Raw genomic sequence first — 17,434 nt, 5'->3', positions numbered from 1 at the left:
AAAATTTGTATATTGTAACTATAAACTTATGAATAAATTTTTAAAAGAATTTAAAGATAGAGGTTTTTTCTATCAATGCACAAGTGAAGATGAACTATCTAAACAATTAGATGAAGAAAAGATAAAAGGTTACATAGGTTTTGATTGTACAGCTGAAAGCTTACATGTGGGTAGCTTACTGCAAATAATGTGTTTACGACTACTTCAAAAAAATGGACATCGACCAATAGTTTTACTTGGTGGAGGAACTACAAGAATTGGGGATCCGTCTGGTAAAGACAAAACTAGAAAAATATTAAGCGAGGATGAGATTGAAAAAAATATTAAAAATATCAAAAATATTTTAAAAAAATTTTTAGATAATGATGATCCGAATACTAAGCCAATTTTTGTAAATAATTATACTTGGCTTAAAGATTTAAATTATATTTCGTTTTTAAGAGATATCGGAAAACATTTCACGATAAATAGAATGCTAACATTTGATAGTGTGAAACTCAGATTAGATAGAGAACAATCTCTAAGCTATATGGAGTTTAATTATATGATTTTACAAGCGTATGATTTTCTTGAATTAAATAAGAAAGAAAATTGTGTCTTACAAATTGGAGGCTCAGATCAATGGGGAAACATTGTTAATGGTGTTGAGCTTATTAAAAGATATTCTAATAATCAAACCTTTGGTTTAACAACTCCATTAATTACGCTAGCAACTGGTGCTAAGATGGGAAAAACTGAAAGTGGAGCTATTTGGTTAGATGAAAAATACTTATCAGCTTATGATTATTGGCAATTTTGGAGAAACGTAGATGATAGAGATGTAATCAAATTTTTAAAAATGTTTACTGAAATTGAAATTAAGGAAATAGAAACAATTAAAGATAAAGACATAAATGAATTAAAAATACTACTTGCGAATAAAACCACAGAAATGTTGCATGGAAAGGAAGCAGCTAAAAATTCTGAGCAAGCAGCAAAAGAAGCTTTCTCCGGAAACACTCTAGGTTCGAACTTACCTAAAGTTTATATTCAATCAAATAAAATAGAAGAAAAAATAAATATAGTAGACCTTGTTTTTTTGTCTCAACTAGAAAACTCGAAAAGCGAAATCAGAAGACTTGTAAAAGGGAATGCGGTAAAAATTAATGACGAAGTTATTTCAGATGAAAAATTTGAAATCAATAAAAATTTATTTAAAGATAATTATCTTAAACTTTCCCTTGGAAAAAAAAGACATATTAAAATAGAATTAAATTAATTTTTTATTTTCTCTAAAGTTCTAGTAATAAACCTGGGTGTTAGAGTTTTTATAGGATTTACAGTAGTTTCTAAATCTTTAGGTGGGCCTTTAATTTTAAAACTTACTCCAAAAACACCATCTCCCACTTTCTTTCCAATCAATAGATCTCCAAGTAAAGGTATTGAAGCAATAGATCTATTAATTGTTGTCGCTGGAACCAAGGTTCCTCTTAAACTGATTAATTTATCCTTCTCAATGTATCCCTCCAATAAAATAGATATTGCTGGACCAATTGCATATAACTCTTGAATTTTCATAAGTTTATCTTGATTGGTAAAATTCATTTCGAAATCTGTAAATCTAATTCCCTCTCCTGTAAGTAAGTCTGCTATTCCTTGAAGAGATGCAAGAGCCAATAACTTGGCTAGTGCTGGAATTTCTTTAACTTTAAAATTATCAATTACTAATTTAGAAGTTGATACTCCATTTTTTTTTAAAGAGTAAAAATCCAGATATCCTTCCCTATCATCTTTAAATCCTTTAATAAATTTATATCTATCTACTAGTGGTTTTGCCTTAGATGAGAAAAGAGTAGTAATTTTCTCACCTTGCTCATTTGTTTTAATCGTAAATTTTATATTTTGTGAATTGTTATAAAAGGCCAAAATATCTGCCTCTTCTATTTTATTATTAATAATATTTATCTTACCATTTAAATCCTTAACAAAGTGTATTTTATCTAAGTAAACTTCTTCAAAATTTAATTCCATACGTACGTTATTTTCAAAAAGATTGTTTTCTTTTTTATCACTGGCATCTAGTAAATTCGAAATTAAAGAATTTGCATTAAATGAGGTACCATTAATTAAATAATTTTGGCCTTCTACTTTTTTTATGTTGTAATTATTTTTTTTGTTTTCTGTATCTAGATAATTAAAATTTGCCTGATCAATTTTTATTATTTGATTAGAATCGTTAAGAAATAAATTCTTAATTTTAATGTTATTATTTTCTTCATTAATAATAAAGCTATTTATATTAAGATTTTTTTTATTTTTTATTTCTCCATTAATTTGAAGATTCATTTTACTTTTATCTCTTTTTTTATAATTAATATTATCAATTTTAAATTTGGTATTTTTTAAATTTAAATTAGTATTAAAGCTTATTTTATTTTCATTTTTCTCAACAAAATAATCAATTTCTTCAAAAACTTTATCTATTTTAAATTTTCCAGAACCTGAAAAAGTTAGATTATTATTTTTAAAATTAATTTTTAATTTTTGATTATTTAAATTTATATTTTCATTAGTTTGAGGGAAGAAAATTTTTAAAAAATCTTGCTGCTCTAAAACTATATTTTTTAAAAATAATTCTGTATCTATACTTAAATTCTTATCTTTTTTATTTATAAAATATTTAATTTCATCTACTTCTCCGGTATCTAACTGAATTTGTCCCTCACCGTTAATTGATAAATTTTTGTCCTTATAATTTAAATTTAATTTATGATTATCTAGTAAAATTAGATCATTAACTTCTGGTAAATATTTATTAATTATTTTTAAATTTTTATATTTTAACTGAGTAATATTTATATCAGAATTTAAAATAATATTTTTAACTTTGAATTTTTCATCTATTTCAAAAGAAAATTCATTATTTGTTTTAAATTTAGCATCATCAACTATTATATTTTCAAAACTTAAATTAAATAATTTTAATATATTTGAATTTAAACTTGATTGATCGTTTTCAATAATAGCATCAATTAAAAAGCTATTTTTTTTCTTTTTAACATTAAGTTTTTTTGAAATAAAATTTACTTCTTCTGCTTTAAAATTTATTTCATCAAACTGATAATTATCTTTTTGAAAATTGAAATTAAAATTTATATTTTTAAAGTTACCCCTGTTTAAAAAATTAATACTTGCATCCTTTATCAAGCCTTCAATTATATAATCATTTTTAAGTTTGCCATTTTCATCAATGTTCAAACTCAGATTTATAATTACATGACCTCTTTTTACAATTTTTTCTAATATAAATAATTCAGGTTTATTATTTGTGGTCCGTATAAATTTAATTAAATCATTTAATAATATAGACTTAGTTGTTACCTCTATATTTGACGATGAAATCTTATTTTTAATTAAAGAACTTAAAGAAACTTGAGTTTTTATACTTTCTAACGCTAAAGGTGTTTTTGAAAAATATACTGTAGTGCCAACCGTTTTTGCATAAATTTTTAGTTTTAAAGGATCTAGAATTAATTTAATTTTTTTTAAATCTATATCGATATTTTTATTTATTAGTGAAATTCTTTTTTTAATTTGATTGTTAAATTTATCTGTCTCTATACCAACAATACTAAGGTAAACTGTCAAAATAACTAACACTGACAGAGGTAGTATAAAATATTTTAAAATATTATTTTTCATTTAGTTTATAAAGCGATTGTTCTAAAAATTCGTCGATATCACCATCTAATACTTTATCAGGACTAGTACTTTCAAAATTAGTTCTATTGTCTTTTACAAGTCTGTAAGGTTGAAGAACATAAGATCTAATTTGATGCCCCCACCCTATTTCAGATTTAGAACTTTCAACATTTTGATTTTCTTCCTCTCTTTTTTTAATTTCATAATCATATAATCTTGCTTTCAACATATTCATGCATGTTTCTTTGTTTTTATGTTGAGATCTCTCATTTTGACATTGGACAACAATTTTTGATGGAATGTGTGTTATTCTAACTGCGCTATCAGTAGTGTTAACGTGCTGACCGCCTGCTCCACTGGAACGATAAGTATCTATTCTTAAATCTTTTTCTAAAATCTCTATATTTATATTTTCATCTACAACTGGATAAATCCAAACACTTGCAAAACTTGTATGTCTTCTTGCCCCGGAATCAAATGGAGAGATTCTAACTAACCTGTGTATTCCCGACTCTTTTTTCAACCATCCAAAAACATAGTCACCATCTATTTTAATTGTTGCAGACTTTATACCAGCCTCGTCACCTCTATGTTCACTAATCAAATTTGACTTAAAATTTTTTTTATCAGACCATTTTAAATACATTCTTCTTAACATATCTGCCCAATCTTGACTTTCTGTACCTCCGGCACCAGCATGTATTTCTATGTAACAATTTAAAGGGTCTGCTTCATTAGATAAAAAACATTTAATTTCATTTTTTTTAACTTCATTTCTTAAATCTTTAATATTTTGAAGAACTTCTTTTTGAACCTGTAAATTTTCTTCTTCAAACGCCAGTTGATTTAAATCATCTAGATCTTTAAGTTTTTCAACATTATTATTTAAAGAGTTAGTTAAATCTTCATAAAATTTCTTTTCTTTAATTACTTTTTGAGAGTTATTTTTATCTTGCCAAAAATCGGCACTCAGCATTTGTGAATTTAAAGATTGCAGTTTTGAATGGATATTGTTTTTTTCAAAGATACTCCTGTATTTTTTGATTTATCTTTTCAACTTCTTCTTTAATATTTTGATAATTATTATCCATTAGTAAAACTTTAATATATTATTTGAATCTAATCTATCTGAATTTGTATAAAGTACTTTTCCATCAATCACATTTTCTTTTTTAAAAACCTCAATAATAGTATTCTTTGAGTTAAATTTTGCTTTTTGACCTGTTAAAGGGTCAACAACCATCATCAAAGTACCTTTAGCAGCCTTAAATGGTCTTGCATCATTTTTTTTAATAGAATCACTTATAAAACTTTTGAATATTGGCAAAGCCGTTTTAGATCCTGTTTCATATTTTCCTAATGGAGTTGGGTTATCTGAACCAACATAAACACCAACTAGTAAATTTGAGGTAAAACCTATAAACCAAGTATCTGTATTTTTATTTGTTGTTCCAGTTTTACCTGCAATATTTAAATTTAAATCTTTTAGTTTTTTAGCTGTACCTCTTTGAACAACTCCTTCTAAAATTGATGTTATTTGAAAAGCTGTTTCTGGAGAAAAAATTTGAGTATAGTTATTTTTAATCTCTGGATAATCGTTTGTTAAATAAGAAATTTGATCACAATTAATACATTTTCTTTTATCATTATTAAAAATAGTATTTCCTTCACTGTCCTGAATTCTATCAATCAGTATTGGTTCAACAAGTTTTCCTCCATTAACAAAAACTGAATAAGCAGATGTAAGTTTTAATAAAGTTGTTTCAGCAGATCCCAAAGATATGGATAAAAGTTCTTCTGGATTATCATAAATTTTTAATGCTTTTGAAAAATCAACTATTTTTTCTACACCAAGATTTTGGGCTATTCTTACTGTCATTAAATTTCTAGATTTCTCCAAGCCAACTCTTAAAGTCGAAGGTCCGTAAAATTTTTTTCCATAATTTTCTGGTTTCCACATTTTTAAATCATCCCCCTGATCTAAAACCAGTGGTGCGTCTAGAACTAATGATGTTGGTGTAAATTTATTCTCTAAAGCTAATGCATAAACAAATGGTTTAAAAGCTGATCCAGGCTGTCTTTCAGCTTGAGTTGCTCTGTTAAATTCACTTTGTTTAAAACTAAAACCACCACTTAGTGCTAAAACTCTTCCAGTAAATGGATCCATCACAACAATTCCACCATTTACCTTTGGTAATTGTTGTAAGTTAAAAATATTTTCTTTAAGTTTTTTAACATAAATAATATCACCAGGTTTTAATAATTTATTAAATTCTTTTTTTGTCCAAGAAATACTCTGATATTCAATAACACCTTCGATATTATCTTCTGTTTCTATTTCTGCTGAAAATTTATTTATCTTTTTGACTATTGCTAATTTCCAATTAATTGAATTTTCTAATTTATACTTTCCTAAACCTTTTTTCCATTCTGAATTATAAATCTTGTTAGTAAGTGGTCCTCTCCATCCCTTTCTTTTGTCATATGCTATTAATCCATTTCTAAGTGATTTTGTTGCGATTGTTTGTAAACTTAAATCTATTGGAGTATTGATATTAAAACCTTGTTTGTAAACTTTATCATAGCTCAAAGTTTCAATTACACTTTTTCTCACATCTTCAATAAAATATTGAGCATCTTCTAAATAAATTTTTTTATTTTTTTTTAAAATTATTTCCTCTTTTGTAAGTTTCTCATACCATTCTGAAGTTAAATAATTATTATCTAACAAATTTTTTAAAACTAAATTTCTTCTAAATTTTGCTATATCTGGATCTCTATAGGGATTATATCTGCTGGGTGCTTTTGGCAAAGCTGCTAATAAAGCAGCTTCTGAATAATTTAAATCTTTAATAGATTTATCAAAATACTCTAGGCTTGCAGCAGCTACTCCATATGCTCCACTTCCAAGATAAATTTGATTTAGATAAAGTTCTAGAATTCTTTCTTTAGATAAAGCTCTCTCTATTCTAAAAGCTAGAATTGCTTCCTTAATTTTCCTATTTAAACTTACTTCATTTGTTAGTAAAAAGTTTTTTGCTACCTGTTGAGTAATTGTGGATGCTCCCTCTAACCTTTTAGATGATAAAATATTTGAAATATTATTTATTACAGCTCTAATAACACCTTTAGCATCAACACCTGGATGTTTGAAAAAATTTTTATCTTCAGCAGATAAAAATGCGTTAATTACATTTTTTGGAATTGAATTAAATGGAACAAATACTCTTTTTTCCTTTGAAAAATCTGCCACCAAATCACCATTACCAGAGTAAACTTTGCTGGAAACAGGAGGTTTGTAACTTTTAAGAAATTTATAATCTGGTAAATCATTAGAATAAGTCCATAAAACACTTATTATCGAAATTGCTGATAATAGAATAAAAGAAGTAATTAAAACAAAGATATTTCTTAAAAATTTATTCATTTTAATTTCATTATATCTTGGAATTTGTTAAAGATATGGCAAGAAAATTAAACAAAATTTTAATATTAAATTACTAATGAAATCAACATTCACAAAATTATGGAAAAAAATTTATATATCGATGCTTCGCATCCTAACGAAACTAGAGTTGTTCTTAAATCAGGCGAAAATATTGAAGATTACGAGTACGAAGGTTTAAAAAATAACTTAATTAAAAATAATATTTATTTAGGTAAAGTAAGTAGAATTGAACCCTCTTTGCAAGCAGCCTTTGTTGATTTTGGAAGAGAGAGGCATGGGTTTTTGTCTTTTAATGATATTCAATCAGATTATTATCAGATACCAAAAGCAGATTTAGAAAGAATTAAAGAGGAGGAGGAAAAAGCAAGAGAAGAACTTTCAAGAGAAGTTGAGGCTAAAGAAGAGGAAAACATTGCTGAAGGAAAACTAGAAATTGATGATCCTATAGAGAAGATATCAGAGGAACAAATAGAAGAAGATTCAAGTAATAAAGAAAATATTACTGAAAAAGAAAATTTAGATGATGGAAAAGAAAAAAAGAAAGAGCACAGATTTAAATTTAAAAGATATAAAATTCAAGAAGTAATAAAACCTAACCAGGTAATTCTTGTACAAGTTTTAAAAGATGAAAGAGGTCAAAAAGGTGCTGCATTAAGTACATTTATTTCAATTGCTGGTAAATATATAGTATTAATGCCAAACACTCCTAAAGGAGGAGGTATATCAAGAAAAATATTTAATCCTGCTGATAGAAAAAAAATAAGAACAATTTTAAATGAAATTGAAATACCTAAGGAGATGGGATTAATTGTAAGAACTGCTGGAAGCAATAAAACAAAAAATGAAATAAATAGTGATTTAACAACTTTGATCAATTCTTGGAGTCAAATAAAGGAAAATGCAATCAACTCTATCGCTCCCTCTTTAATTCATCAAGAAAGTGAAATAATTAAAAGAACTTTAAGAGATATGTTTGATGAAAATACCCAAAATATAATTGTAGAGGGTAACGACGGTTATAAAAAAGCTCAATCGTTCATGAAAACTATGATGCCATCAAATGTGAAGAAAGTAAAAAAATATAGAGGAAAAATTCCACTATTTATTCAAGAAAATATTGAACAAAAATTAAATCAAATATTTGAATCTGAAATTAAACTTAAATCAGGAGGATATTTGGTTATTAACCCAACAGAGGCTTTAGTTTCTATTGATATAAATTCTGGAAGTTCAATAAAAGGAAAAAATGTTGAAAGCACTGCTTTAGATACGAATATCGAGGCTGCTGAAGAAATTGCAAGACAAATTAAAATAAGAGATTTGTCTGGTTTAATCATTATAGATTTTATTGATATGCTTGGTTACGGAAATAGGAGATTAGTAGAAAGAAAACTAAAAGAAAAATGCAGATCAGATAGAGCAAGAATTCAAATTGGAAGAATAAGTAATTTTGGTCTTTTGGAAATGTCAAGACAAAGGCTAAGAGAAAGTGCAATTAAATGGAAAGTTACATTAACTGATGAATCTTTTGCTCAAAAACTACTAAAAATTGTTGAATTAAAAGCAGTTATTAATAAAGCTAAATTTGTTGAATTAAAAGTATGTGAAAAAGTTTCAGATTTCCTTAAAGAAAATTTTGTTGAAGATTTAACTTATTTTGAGAAAAAAAATAAAATGAAAATAGATATTATTAGTGACAATTCTTTGATTATACCCGAGTACATCATAGATATTAAAAATAAATCAAAAAAAACAATTGAATTAATAGAATATTATGAAAAATTAAAAAATTTGGAAATACAAAATAAAGAAAGTAAGTTAGCAGTAAATAAAGTAAAGAAAAAAATTAATAAAAAAACTTTTAAGAAAAAAAGATATTTTAAAAAAACTAAATAATTCCTTTGGATGGAGAAGATGGATTGCCCATTAAAATTTTATCTATTCTTCCAGATTTAAAAGATTGTCTTCCAGCAATGACTGCATTTTTAAATGCAAGTGCCATCTCGAAAGGCTTTTTAGCTTTAGCAATTGCAGTATTAACCAGAACTCCGTCACATCCTAATTCCATTGCAATTGTAGCATCTGAAGCTTGACCTAAACCAGCATCAATGATTAATGGAAGTTTTGTTTGTTTTCTAATTATTTGAATATTAATTTTGTTTTGAATGCCTAGTCCTGATCCAATTGGCGCAGCTAAAGGCATAATAGCATCAGCACCTGAATTCTCTAAACGCTTAGCCATTAAAGGATCATCATTGCAATAAACCATAACCTTAAAACCCTCCTTAGCTAAAACTTCTGTTGATTTTAAAGTTTCTATCATGTCAGGAAATAAATTTTTTTTATCTCCTAAAACTTCTAATTTAACTAACTTCCAACCACCTATTTCCCTAGCTAATCTCAAAGTTCTCAAAGCTTCTTTTGAATTAAAGCAGCCTGCTGTATTTGGTAAATATGTAATTTTTTTTGGATCAATATAATCCATCAATAAAGGCTTTTTTTTATCTGAAATATTTACCCTTCTTACAGCAACTGTTACGATTTCTGCTCCAGAAAGTTTAATTGCTTTTGCGCACTCAGTCATGCTTTTATATTTTCCTGTTCCAACAATTAATCTGGAATTAAATTTTTTATTCGCAATAATCAGACTATCTTTTTTCAAATTAACCACCTCCAATAAAATGAACTATTTCAATTTTATCATTTTTATTCAAATTAATTTTGTTAATTTTTTTTTTATCTATTATTTCTTCATTAAGCTCAATAGCTACTTTATTTAAAGGAATTTTTAGATTTTTTAACACTTCAGAAAGGTTGGAATCTTGCTTTATAGATTTGATTTTGCCATTTATTTTAATTTTTATTTTTTTTATTTTTTTCATCGTATATAAGTGCTGAATGAATAATAAAATAATTATTATTAATGGTCCAAATCTTAATCTATTAGGAGAAAGAGAACAATCACAATATGGATCAATTACTTTTGATCAACTTAAAAAAAAATGTTCAAAAAAAGCAGGAGAAATCGGTATTGATGTTGAATTTGCTCAATCTAATGTTGAAGGAGAGCTTGTTAATATAATTCAAGATGCTAGGAAAAAATTTGATGGCATGATAATAAATGCCGCTGCATTTACTCATACCTCTGTGGCTATAAGAGATGCTTTAGATTTATTCAAAAAACCAATAATCGAGTTACATTTATCTAATATTTATAAAAGAGAGGAATTTAGACATAAATCACTTATAAGTGGTGTCGTTACTGGGGGAATTTTTGGATTGGGTGCTGAAGGATATATTTTGGCCATAATTTCATTACAAAAGACTTTGCAAAATGAAAATAGATAAAAAAATAATTAAAGAATTAAGTGATTATTTAAAAGAATTTAATCTTACTGAAATAGAGATAACTGAAAAAGATACAAAAATTAAAGTATCAAAAAATAATGTTTCAATTAGTAACCAGCCACAAGTTATTTCGCCCTCAACATCCACAACAGGTTCGCCACCTAATCAAACTCAAAATATTAAATCAGGAATTGAAATTACCTCACCTATAATTGGAACAGCCTATCATGCACCAGAACCTGGTGCTAAAAAGTTTGTTGAGATTGGAAAAAAGATTAAAAAAGGTGATACAATAATGATTGTTGAGGCAATGAAAACAATGAACCATGTCCCTTCAACAGCAGATGGCGTAGTAAAAGAAATTTGTGTTGAAGATGGTCAACCCGTAGAATTTGGTCAAACTATTATTATCCTTGAATAAATAATGTTTAAAAAAATTTTAATTGCAAACCGTGGGGAAATTGCGGTTAGAATTATTAGAGCCTGTAAAGAATGGGGAATATCTACAGTAGCTGTTCATTCAGATGTAGATAAAGAAAGTATGCATGTCAGAATGGCTGATGAAAGTGTGTGTATTGGTTCTCATCAACCTGCAAATAGTTATTTAAATATTCCAGCATTAATGTCAGCAATAGAACTTACAAATGCTGATGCTGTTCATCCTGGCTATGGTTTTCTTTCGGAAAATGCGAATTTTGCAAGAATTTTAGAAGAGAATAAAATTAATTTTATAGGAGCTTCATCAAAACATATTGAAATGATGGGTGATAAAATTCAAGCAAAAAGAATAGCTAAAGAAAATGGATTGCCTGTTATTGAGGGCTCTGAGGGAGGAGTAAAAAATGTTTCTGAAGCAAAAGAACTATGTAAAAAAATTGGTTTTCCTTTGTTAATCAAAGCCTCAGGTGGAGGTGGAGGTAAAGGTATGAAAATAGTTTATAAAGAAGAAGAATTTGAAACGTTGTTTTCAACTGCAAAATCAGAAGCACAAAAATACTTTGGTAATGATGAAGTTTATATTGAAAAATTTTTTCAAAATCCAAGGCATATTGAGGTTCAAATATTAGCTGGAAAAAATAGAGCAGTTCACCTACATGAGAGAGACTGTTCGGTTCAAAGAAGACATCAAAAATTAATAGAAGAAACACCAAGTCCAGTTTTAAATGATGAAATAAGAAAAGATTTATTTGAAAGAACAGTCAAAATGGTAGCAAAAATAGGTTATATGGGAGCTGGGACTGTTGAATTTATATATGAAGATGGGAAATTTTATTTCCTTGAAATGAATACAAGAGTTCAAGTTGAACATCCTGTAACCGAGATGGTCACTGGTATTGATATAATTAAAGAGCAAATTTGGATTGCTTTTTCAGGAGAAACAGCTTTAAAACAAAGTGATGTAAATCCTAGAGGACATGCAATTGAATGTAGAATAAATGCTGAAGATGCTAGTAAAAACTTTCAGCCTTCCCCTGGAGTTATTAGTATGTGTCATCAACCATCTGGTTTTAGAACTAGAGTTGATGGTTCAATATTCCAAGGATATAAGGTAACACCTTATTACGATAGTATGGTTTGTAAGTTAATTTGTCATGGTAGAAACAGAACAGAAGCAATTCAAAGAATGAATAGATCTTTAGATGAGTTTGTAATAGAAGGCATTACCACGACTATTCCACTTCATAAAAAATTGCTAAATCATAAAAAATTTATTAATTCAAATTTTAATGTAAGTTGGTTAGATAAAGACCCGATAGTTTAATAACAACTAACAAGCCAAACATCATAAACAGGATGATCGAAAGGTGTTATTGAAGGGCTGGATGAAAACATCCAACCATTAAAAACAAAAACCTCATCATTACTTTTATTTGTTAAATCCCTAACCTGAATATATGCAGTTATTTCTGGATTATCATCAAATTCTGAATTTTTACACTTGAGGCTTTTAATAGATAAATCTTTAAATTTTTTTAATTCTCCATTTTTTAGTTTAAGCAAGGTATTTTTAGAACTTATTTTGTCTAAAATTTTTATATCAGTAAAATTTCCCTCTAAATTAATTTTTGAATTTGAACTAAAAACTAAACAAAAATAAAATAAAAAAACTAAATAAATTAATTTAAAATTATTCTTTCCAACTTGAGTATTTCTTTTTAACACCATCTTTATTTTTATTTGGATAATATGCTGCGTCAGTTCCAGTTAAATTTTCTTGATGCGGTTTTTGCCAGTTATATTTTTCTAATGTGTGTTTTTTCTCAATTTTATTAGGCGTAAAATGTATCCAAGAATACCATTCTACTGGAATTTTTGATGCATCAATTGTGTTTGAATAGATAACCCATCTTTTACCGTTTTTACTCTCATAGTATTTATTACCTAACTCATCAGTACCTACTAGTTTTCCAAAAAAAATAGTTTTTAGTCTTGTTCCAAAGGTATCTTGATTCCACCATGTGAAAATTTTTTTTAAGAGTGTCAACATAATATTTTTTTATTTATTCAATTAAAAATTGTAAAATTTAAATTAGACTAAAATATGAATATGTATATAAATTAATTGATTCATTATTCAAATTAAAATTATAATTGAGGTCAAATGGCAAAGTATTTAGTTGAAACTTATTATACCTGTACATTTAAAGTAAATCATTATTTAGATGATATTAATGAGGTAGAGTTAAAAAATTTAGAAAAAAGAGATGATGGCAAATTTGAAGTTTTAGACGTAAAACTTGATAACAGAAAAACAAAAAGTTTAGACCCTAAAAACAATAATGTCCTTAAAAATAATAAAGTAGATGCAGTTTCTGAAATAGACAAAAAAAGCCCAATAAATAAAGAAAATATAATAACAAGTATTAACACTGCTAACGAGAAGTCCGGCAAAAGGTTTAGCATGCCTGACAGAAGAAAAGGATATATTCAAAAAGCTACTATTGGTGATCACAAAGTTTACCTTCATACGGGAGAATATGAAGACGGAAAAATTGGAGAAATATTTATTGATACTAGTAAAGAAGGTGAGCTTGTAAAAGCTTTAATGAATAATTTTGCAATTGCTGTTTCTCTTGGACTTCAATATGGTGTTCCGTTAGATGAGTTTATAAGTGCATTTGTAGGTACAAAATTTGAACCATCTGGAAAAGTCCATGGAAATGATAGAATTTTAAGCGCTACATCAATTTTGGATTATATTTTTAGAGAATTAGCTATTTCATATCAGAATAGAGAAGATCTGGCCCATACTCCAGCTATTGGAGGAAATGATGCCATCAATGCAGAAGATCAAAGCTCTGAAGATCAAAATCAATTATTGAAAATTGTAAAAGACATTACCAGTAAAGGTTTCGTTAGAAATAATTATAAAAAAAATCTAGTTGATCTTTCAGATGTAAAAATAAGTTTAAAAGGTAAAAAATAAGTTATTTTTTTGTTTTTAAAGCTAAGTTTAATTCTTTCAATTGATCTGGATTTACCTCAGATGGTGAATTCATCATCAAATCTTGTGCATTTTGGTTCATTGGAAACATAGTTACTTCCCTAATATTTTTCTCATTAGCTATTAACATTACGATTCTGTCAATACCAGGTGCTATTCCTCCATGTGGTGGTGCGCCATAACTAAGTGCATTAATCATACCACTAAATTTTTCATCTACTTGCTTTTTATCATATCCCGCAATCGAGAAAAGTTTATACATGAGTTCTGGTTTATGATTTCTAATTGCTCCTGAAGATAATTCTATACCATTACAAACTATATCGTATTGATAAGCAAGTATATCTAATGGGTTTTCAAAATCTATTTCCCTTAAATCACCTTGAGGCATTGAAAATGGATTGTGACTAAATTCAATCTTGTTTGTTGATTCATCTTTTTCAAACATTGGATAATCTACAATCCAGCAAAATGCGAAAACATTTTCATCTATTAAATTTAAATCCCTTCCGATTTTATCTCTTGCTAGTGCAGTAATTTTTTCTAATTCATCTTGTTTTCCACAAGCCATGAAAATACTATCCCCTATTTCACAGTTTGTTTTTTTCATGATTTCAACCAATGCATCTTGAGAAAAGAATTTTCCTATAGGTCCTTTTGCTGAAATATCTTCATCTTTTTCAAAAGTAAAATAAGCTAAACCAGAAGCTCCTTCTTCTTTTGCCCATTTATCAATATTATCAAAAAAACTTCTTGGCTTATCTTTCGTATTTTTTGTAATAATACATCTTACTTTAGATCCAGATTTTACTAATTTTTTAAATATTTCAAATGAAACATCTTTTCTTGTAAAAATTTCAGTTATATCATTTACAATGAGTGGGTTTCTTAAATCTGGTTTATCAGTACCATATTTAAGCATTGCTTCCTTGTATGAAATCTTTGGAAATTTATCAAACATCAGTTTTTTAGTTGAAAAATTTTTAAACGTATTAACCATTAATTTCTCAACTACATTAAATACATCTTCCTGCTCAACAAATGACATTTCTAAATCTAATTGATAAAATTCTCCAGGACTTCTGTCCGCTCTAGCATCTTCATCTCTAAAACAAGGTGCAATTTGAAAATATCTGTCAAAACCTGAGACCATTATTAGTTGTTTAAATTGTTGAGGAGCTTGAGGTAATGCATAAAATTTTCCAGGATTTAAACGACTTGGCACTAAAAAATCTCTAGCACCCTCTGGGCTAGATGAGGTTAAAATTGGTGTTTGAAATTCTAAAAAACCCAATTTAGTCATTTCATTTCTGATGTATGAAATAACTTTAGATCTTAAAATAATATTTTCATGAATTTTTTTTCTTCTTAAATCTAAAAATCTATATTTTAATCTTATTTCTTCAGCATATTCTTGATCACTAAAGATTGGCATAGGTAGTTCTTTACAAGTCCCTAAAACTTCATACTTCTCAATAACAATCTCTATTTCACCTGTGTCTATTTCTGAATTAATTGTTTCTTTAGATCTATTAACTACTTTTCCCTCAACTTTAATTACAGTCTCTAATTGCATTTTTTCTAAATCAGAAAAATATTTATTATCTTTATCAATTATACATTGGGTAACTCCATAATTGTCTCTCAAATCAATAAATAATATATTCCCATGGTCTCTTTTTTTATTTATCCAGCCTGAAAGAGAAATTTTTTTATCTACATCCTCTTTTCTTAATTCATTACACTTGTGTGTTCTGTATTTATTCAATTAAACCTCTAACGCTTCTTTTATAATTTTAAAATCGATTGGTTTCTTTCTTTTTAAACTAATTTCGTCGATTTTATATATGAAATCAGAAATTTTGCCATAAGTTCTATCAATTCTCTTAATTATAAATTCAATAAGTTTTTGGTCTATAGATATTTGACGATCAGAAAGATTTTTTAATATTAATGCATAAATCAAATCGTCACCAGGTTTTTCAATTTGAGATAAAATAAAATTGGCAGATCTTGAATTAAGATCATTTAATTTAAATTTAAAGTCAACTATTGGTATTTTTGAAGTTACTATTAAATACTTATTATCCTGATCTATTATATTTATAAGTGTAAATAATAAGTTTTCATTTATTTTTTTAGTTAAATCCTCAACAATAATATTTTCATATATTTTAATTTGTTGAAGAAAGTCATTATTAATATCTTCTGCATTAATTTTAATTCCTCTATGCTTTTCTAAAAATATATTTATTAAATGACTTTTTCCTGAAAACTTTTCACCTATTAAGTTTATAAAATTTTTATCCCATTTTGGCCAACTATTTAAAAGATTAAAAGAGTGTTCGTTGCTGTTTGAAACATAAAAATCCTGATCTTTAAAATTTTGATCATAATCAAATTTAAGTATTTGCTGATTAAGATTTGTCATTTAAAACCCAAATTTTATTTTTAATTTCAAAATCATAATTTTGATCACGCATAACTTCCAAAAACTTATCAGGTGTTCCGTTGAAAATAACTTTATAAAAATTATTTCGATTATCGAACTTATAAATTGAAAAATTATATATCAAATCCATCTTAGATAAAATTTTTTCAAATTTATTAATTTTTATATTATTAGAATTATCAATAGAAATATTTAAAGATAACTTTACTGAAGTATTGATTTGATTTTGTGATTTCCAAAAATCTTCGTAGACTAATTTTAAATTATCAATAAATTTAAATAACTCTTTTTCATCATCAAAATTAACCTCATTATAATTTAAATTTTTTAAGTTATTATTTTGATTAAAAAAAATTTTGTTAAATACTCTTATTTTATTATTATTCTTAAACACAATCATTATAATCTGATCATTTATATTGTATTTATTTATAATTTCTTTGAAGTCATAATTTTCTAAATTATTAACATTTTGTTTTATCAATCTAAAATCATCTAAATCTTCAGTAGGTAAAATATAATTTAAAAGACTGTATTTTTTATTATTTAAATTCCAAGCAGAAAATAACTTATTCTCAGAGAACATTAAAACTTGGTTTTTATTTTGATCAACAAGTACGGGGATGAATAAAAAATCTTTTTTCACAGGTAAAGATGGAAAAATATTTTTTGTTTCTAATAAATCAAATATATTTTTTTTATTAAATGAAACATTTAGGGCAAGATAATAAATTTCATCAATAAACTTTTCTTCCTTAATTGAGAAAGTTTCTATCATTCCTTTTATTTGATTAATTGATGTATTTTTTAATTTTTCATGATCTTTACTTTGGACAATTGACAAAATAAGTTCATTAAATGCCTTTACAAACCCTTCATCGATAATTTCATTTTTATTAAAATTTATTTCAAAAGGTGTTGATATTTCAATATCATTTATAGAAAACGTCTTTGCATAACCTTTTTCTGTGGAAAAGAAAATATTTATTAAAGCAAGAAATAAAAAAAAATTATATAAAAGCTTTAAATTACTAAGTAGAGAAATAAATTTCATAAAACA

16 protein-coding genes are annotated in these 17,434 nt (G+C 26.4%); 6 read left to right on the top strand and 10 right to left on the bottom strand.

Annotated features, from left to right (window positions below; all coding sequences use genetic code 11):
- Positions 1 to 28 precede the first annotated feature (28 nt).
- A complete protein-coding gene (gene tyrS / locus AMO08_RS04080) occupies positions 29 to 1,258 on the top strand; it encodes a tyrosine--tRNA ligase (RefSeq protein ID WP_075485439.1) in 1,230 nt (409 codons plus the stop codon).
- Here the strand turns inward: tyrS and AMO08_RS04075 are convergent.
- From AMO08_RS04075 to AMO08_RS04065, 3 genes are all read right to left on the bottom strand, one after another.
- On the bottom strand, positions 1,255 to 3,681 hold the full coding sequence (locus tag AMO08_RS04075; protein ID WP_075485437.1) for an AsmA-like C-terminal region-containing protein: 2,427 nt from the start codon (positions 3,679 to 3,681) through the stop codon (positions 1,255 to 1,257). The genes tyrS and AMO08_RS04075 overlap by 4 nt on opposite strands.
- Positions 3,671 to 4,772 (bottom strand): peptide chain release factor 2 gene (gene prfB / locus AMO08_RS04070; protein WP_425304634.1). Its coding sequence is split into 2 segments (ribosomal slippage): positions 3,671 to 4,702 and positions 4,704 to 4,772, totalling 1,101 coding nucleotides; the frame shifts between segments, so codons are not numbered across the junction. Before prfB ends, AMO08_RS04075 begins: the two co-directional genes overlap by 11 nt.
- Positions 4,772 to 7,108, bottom strand: coding sequence for a penicillin-binding protein 1A (locus AMO08_RS04065; RefSeq protein WP_075485433.1), 2,337 nt, complete (start codon positions 7,106 to 7,108; stop codon positions 4,772 to 4,774). Before AMO08_RS04065 ends, prfB begins: the two co-directional genes overlap by 1 nt.
- Before the next feature lie 99 nt (positions 7,109 to 7,207).
- Here AMO08_RS04065 and AMO08_RS04060 point away from each other — a divergent pair, with 99 nt between their 5' ends.
- Positions 7,208 to 9,025: an Rne/Rng family ribonuclease gene (locus AMO08_RS04060; protein ID WP_075485431.1), complete on the top strand. Its 1,818-nt coding sequence runs from the start codon at positions 7,208 to 7,210 to the stop codon at positions 9,023 to 9,025.
- Here the strand turns inward: AMO08_RS04060 and AMO08_RS04055 are convergent.
- Positions 9,018 to 9,791, bottom strand: a complete 774-nt coding sequence (locus AMO08_RS04055) for a thiazole synthase (protein WP_075485500.1) — start codon at positions 9,789 to 9,791, stop codon at positions 9,018 to 9,020. The genes AMO08_RS04060 and AMO08_RS04055 overlap by 8 nt on opposite strands.
- 1 nt (position 9,792) lies before the next feature.
- Positions 9,793 to 10,011 (bottom strand): sulfur carrier protein ThiS, encoded by a 219-nt coding sequence (gene thiS / locus AMO08_RS04050; RefSeq protein ID WP_075485429.1) that lies wholly within the window; start codon positions 10,009 to 10,011, stop codon positions 9,793 to 9,795.
- A 16-nt stretch (positions 10,012 to 10,027) separates the two neighbouring features.
- Here thiS and aroQ point away from each other — a divergent pair, with 16 nt between their 5' ends.
- Genes aroQ through accC form a run of 3 tightly spaced genes read left to right on the top strand, consistent with a single transcriptional unit; the run spans position 10,028 to position 12,239 of the window.
- A complete protein-coding gene (gene aroQ / locus AMO08_RS04045; protein WP_075485427.1) occupies positions 10,028 to 10,477 on the top strand; it encodes a type II 3-dehydroquinate dehydratase in 450 nt (149 codons plus the stop codon).
- Positions 10,464 to 10,898, top strand: a complete 435-nt coding sequence (locus tag AMO08_RS04040) for an acetyl-CoA carboxylase biotin carboxyl carrier protein (protein ID WP_075485425.1) — start codon at positions 10,464 to 10,466, stop codon at positions 10,896 to 10,898. Before aroQ ends, AMO08_RS04040 begins: the two co-directional genes overlap by 14 nt.
- A 3-nt stretch (positions 10,899 to 10,901) precedes the next feature.
- Positions 10,902 to 12,239 (top strand): acetyl-CoA carboxylase biotin carboxylase subunit, encoded by a 1,338-nt coding sequence (gene accC, locus AMO08_RS04035; protein WP_075485423.1) that lies wholly within the window; start codon positions 10,902 to 10,904, stop codon positions 12,237 to 12,239.
- On the opposite strand, the gene AMO08_RS04030 is transcribed toward accC, so the two are convergent.
- Entirely contained in the window at positions 12,236 to 12,643 is a 408-nt protein-coding gene (locus AMO08_RS04030) for a DUF2155 domain-containing protein (protein ID WP_075485421.1), read from the bottom strand. The genes accC and AMO08_RS04030 overlap by 4 nt on opposite strands.
- A complete protein-coding gene (locus AMO08_RS04025; protein ID WP_075485419.1) occupies positions 12,606 to 12,965 on the bottom strand; it encodes an NADH-ubiquinone oxidoreductase subunit NDUFA12 family protein in 360 nt (119 codons plus the stop codon). Before AMO08_RS04025 ends, AMO08_RS04030 begins: the two co-directional genes overlap by 38 nt.
- A 114-nt stretch (positions 12,966 to 13,079) precedes the next feature.
- On the opposite strand from AMO08_RS04025, the gene AMO08_RS04020 reads away from it, so the two are divergent.
- Positions 13,080 to 13,904 (top strand): TSCPD domain-containing protein, encoded by an 825-nt coding sequence (locus AMO08_RS04020; protein ID WP_075485417.1) that lies wholly within the window; start codon positions 13,080 to 13,082, stop codon positions 13,902 to 13,904.
- A gap of 1 nt (position 13,905) precedes the next feature.
- On the opposite strand, the gene aspS is transcribed toward AMO08_RS04020, so the two are convergent.
- The 3 genes from aspS to AMO08_RS04005 are packed head-to-tail and all read right to left on the bottom strand — an operon-like array spanning position 13,906 to position 17,428.
- Positions 13,906 to 15,690 carry an aspartate--tRNA ligase gene (gene aspS, locus AMO08_RS04015; RefSeq protein WP_075485415.1) on the bottom strand — a complete coding sequence of 595 codons (1,785 nt, stop codon included), beginning with the start codon at positions 15,688 to 15,690 and terminating at the stop codon, positions 13,906 to 13,908.
- The gene (locus tag AMO08_RS04010) at positions 15,691 to 16,353 is read right to left on the bottom strand and encodes a P-loop NTPase family protein (protein WP_075485413.1); all 663 of its coding nucleotides are present in this window, start codon (positions 16,351 to 16,353) and stop codon (positions 15,691 to 15,693) included.
- Positions 16,340 to 17,428, bottom strand: coding sequence for a DUF2066 domain-containing protein (locus tag AMO08_RS04005; protein ID WP_075485411.1), 1,089 nt, complete (start codon positions 17,426 to 17,428; stop codon positions 16,340 to 16,342). The genes AMO08_RS04010 and AMO08_RS04005 overlap by 14 nt, the downstream gene beginning before the upstream one ends.
- Between the last annotated feature and the right edge of the window lie 6 nt (positions 17,429 to 17,434).

The organism is Candidatus Pelagibacter communis (assembly GCF_001180205.1).
In the GTDB taxonomy this organism is placed as follows: domain Bacteria; phylum Pseudomonadota; class Alphaproteobacteria; order Pelagibacterales; family Pelagibacteraceae; genus Pelagibacter; species Pelagibacter ubique_O.
This window is presented reverse-complemented; position numbering and strand designations above follow the sequence as displayed.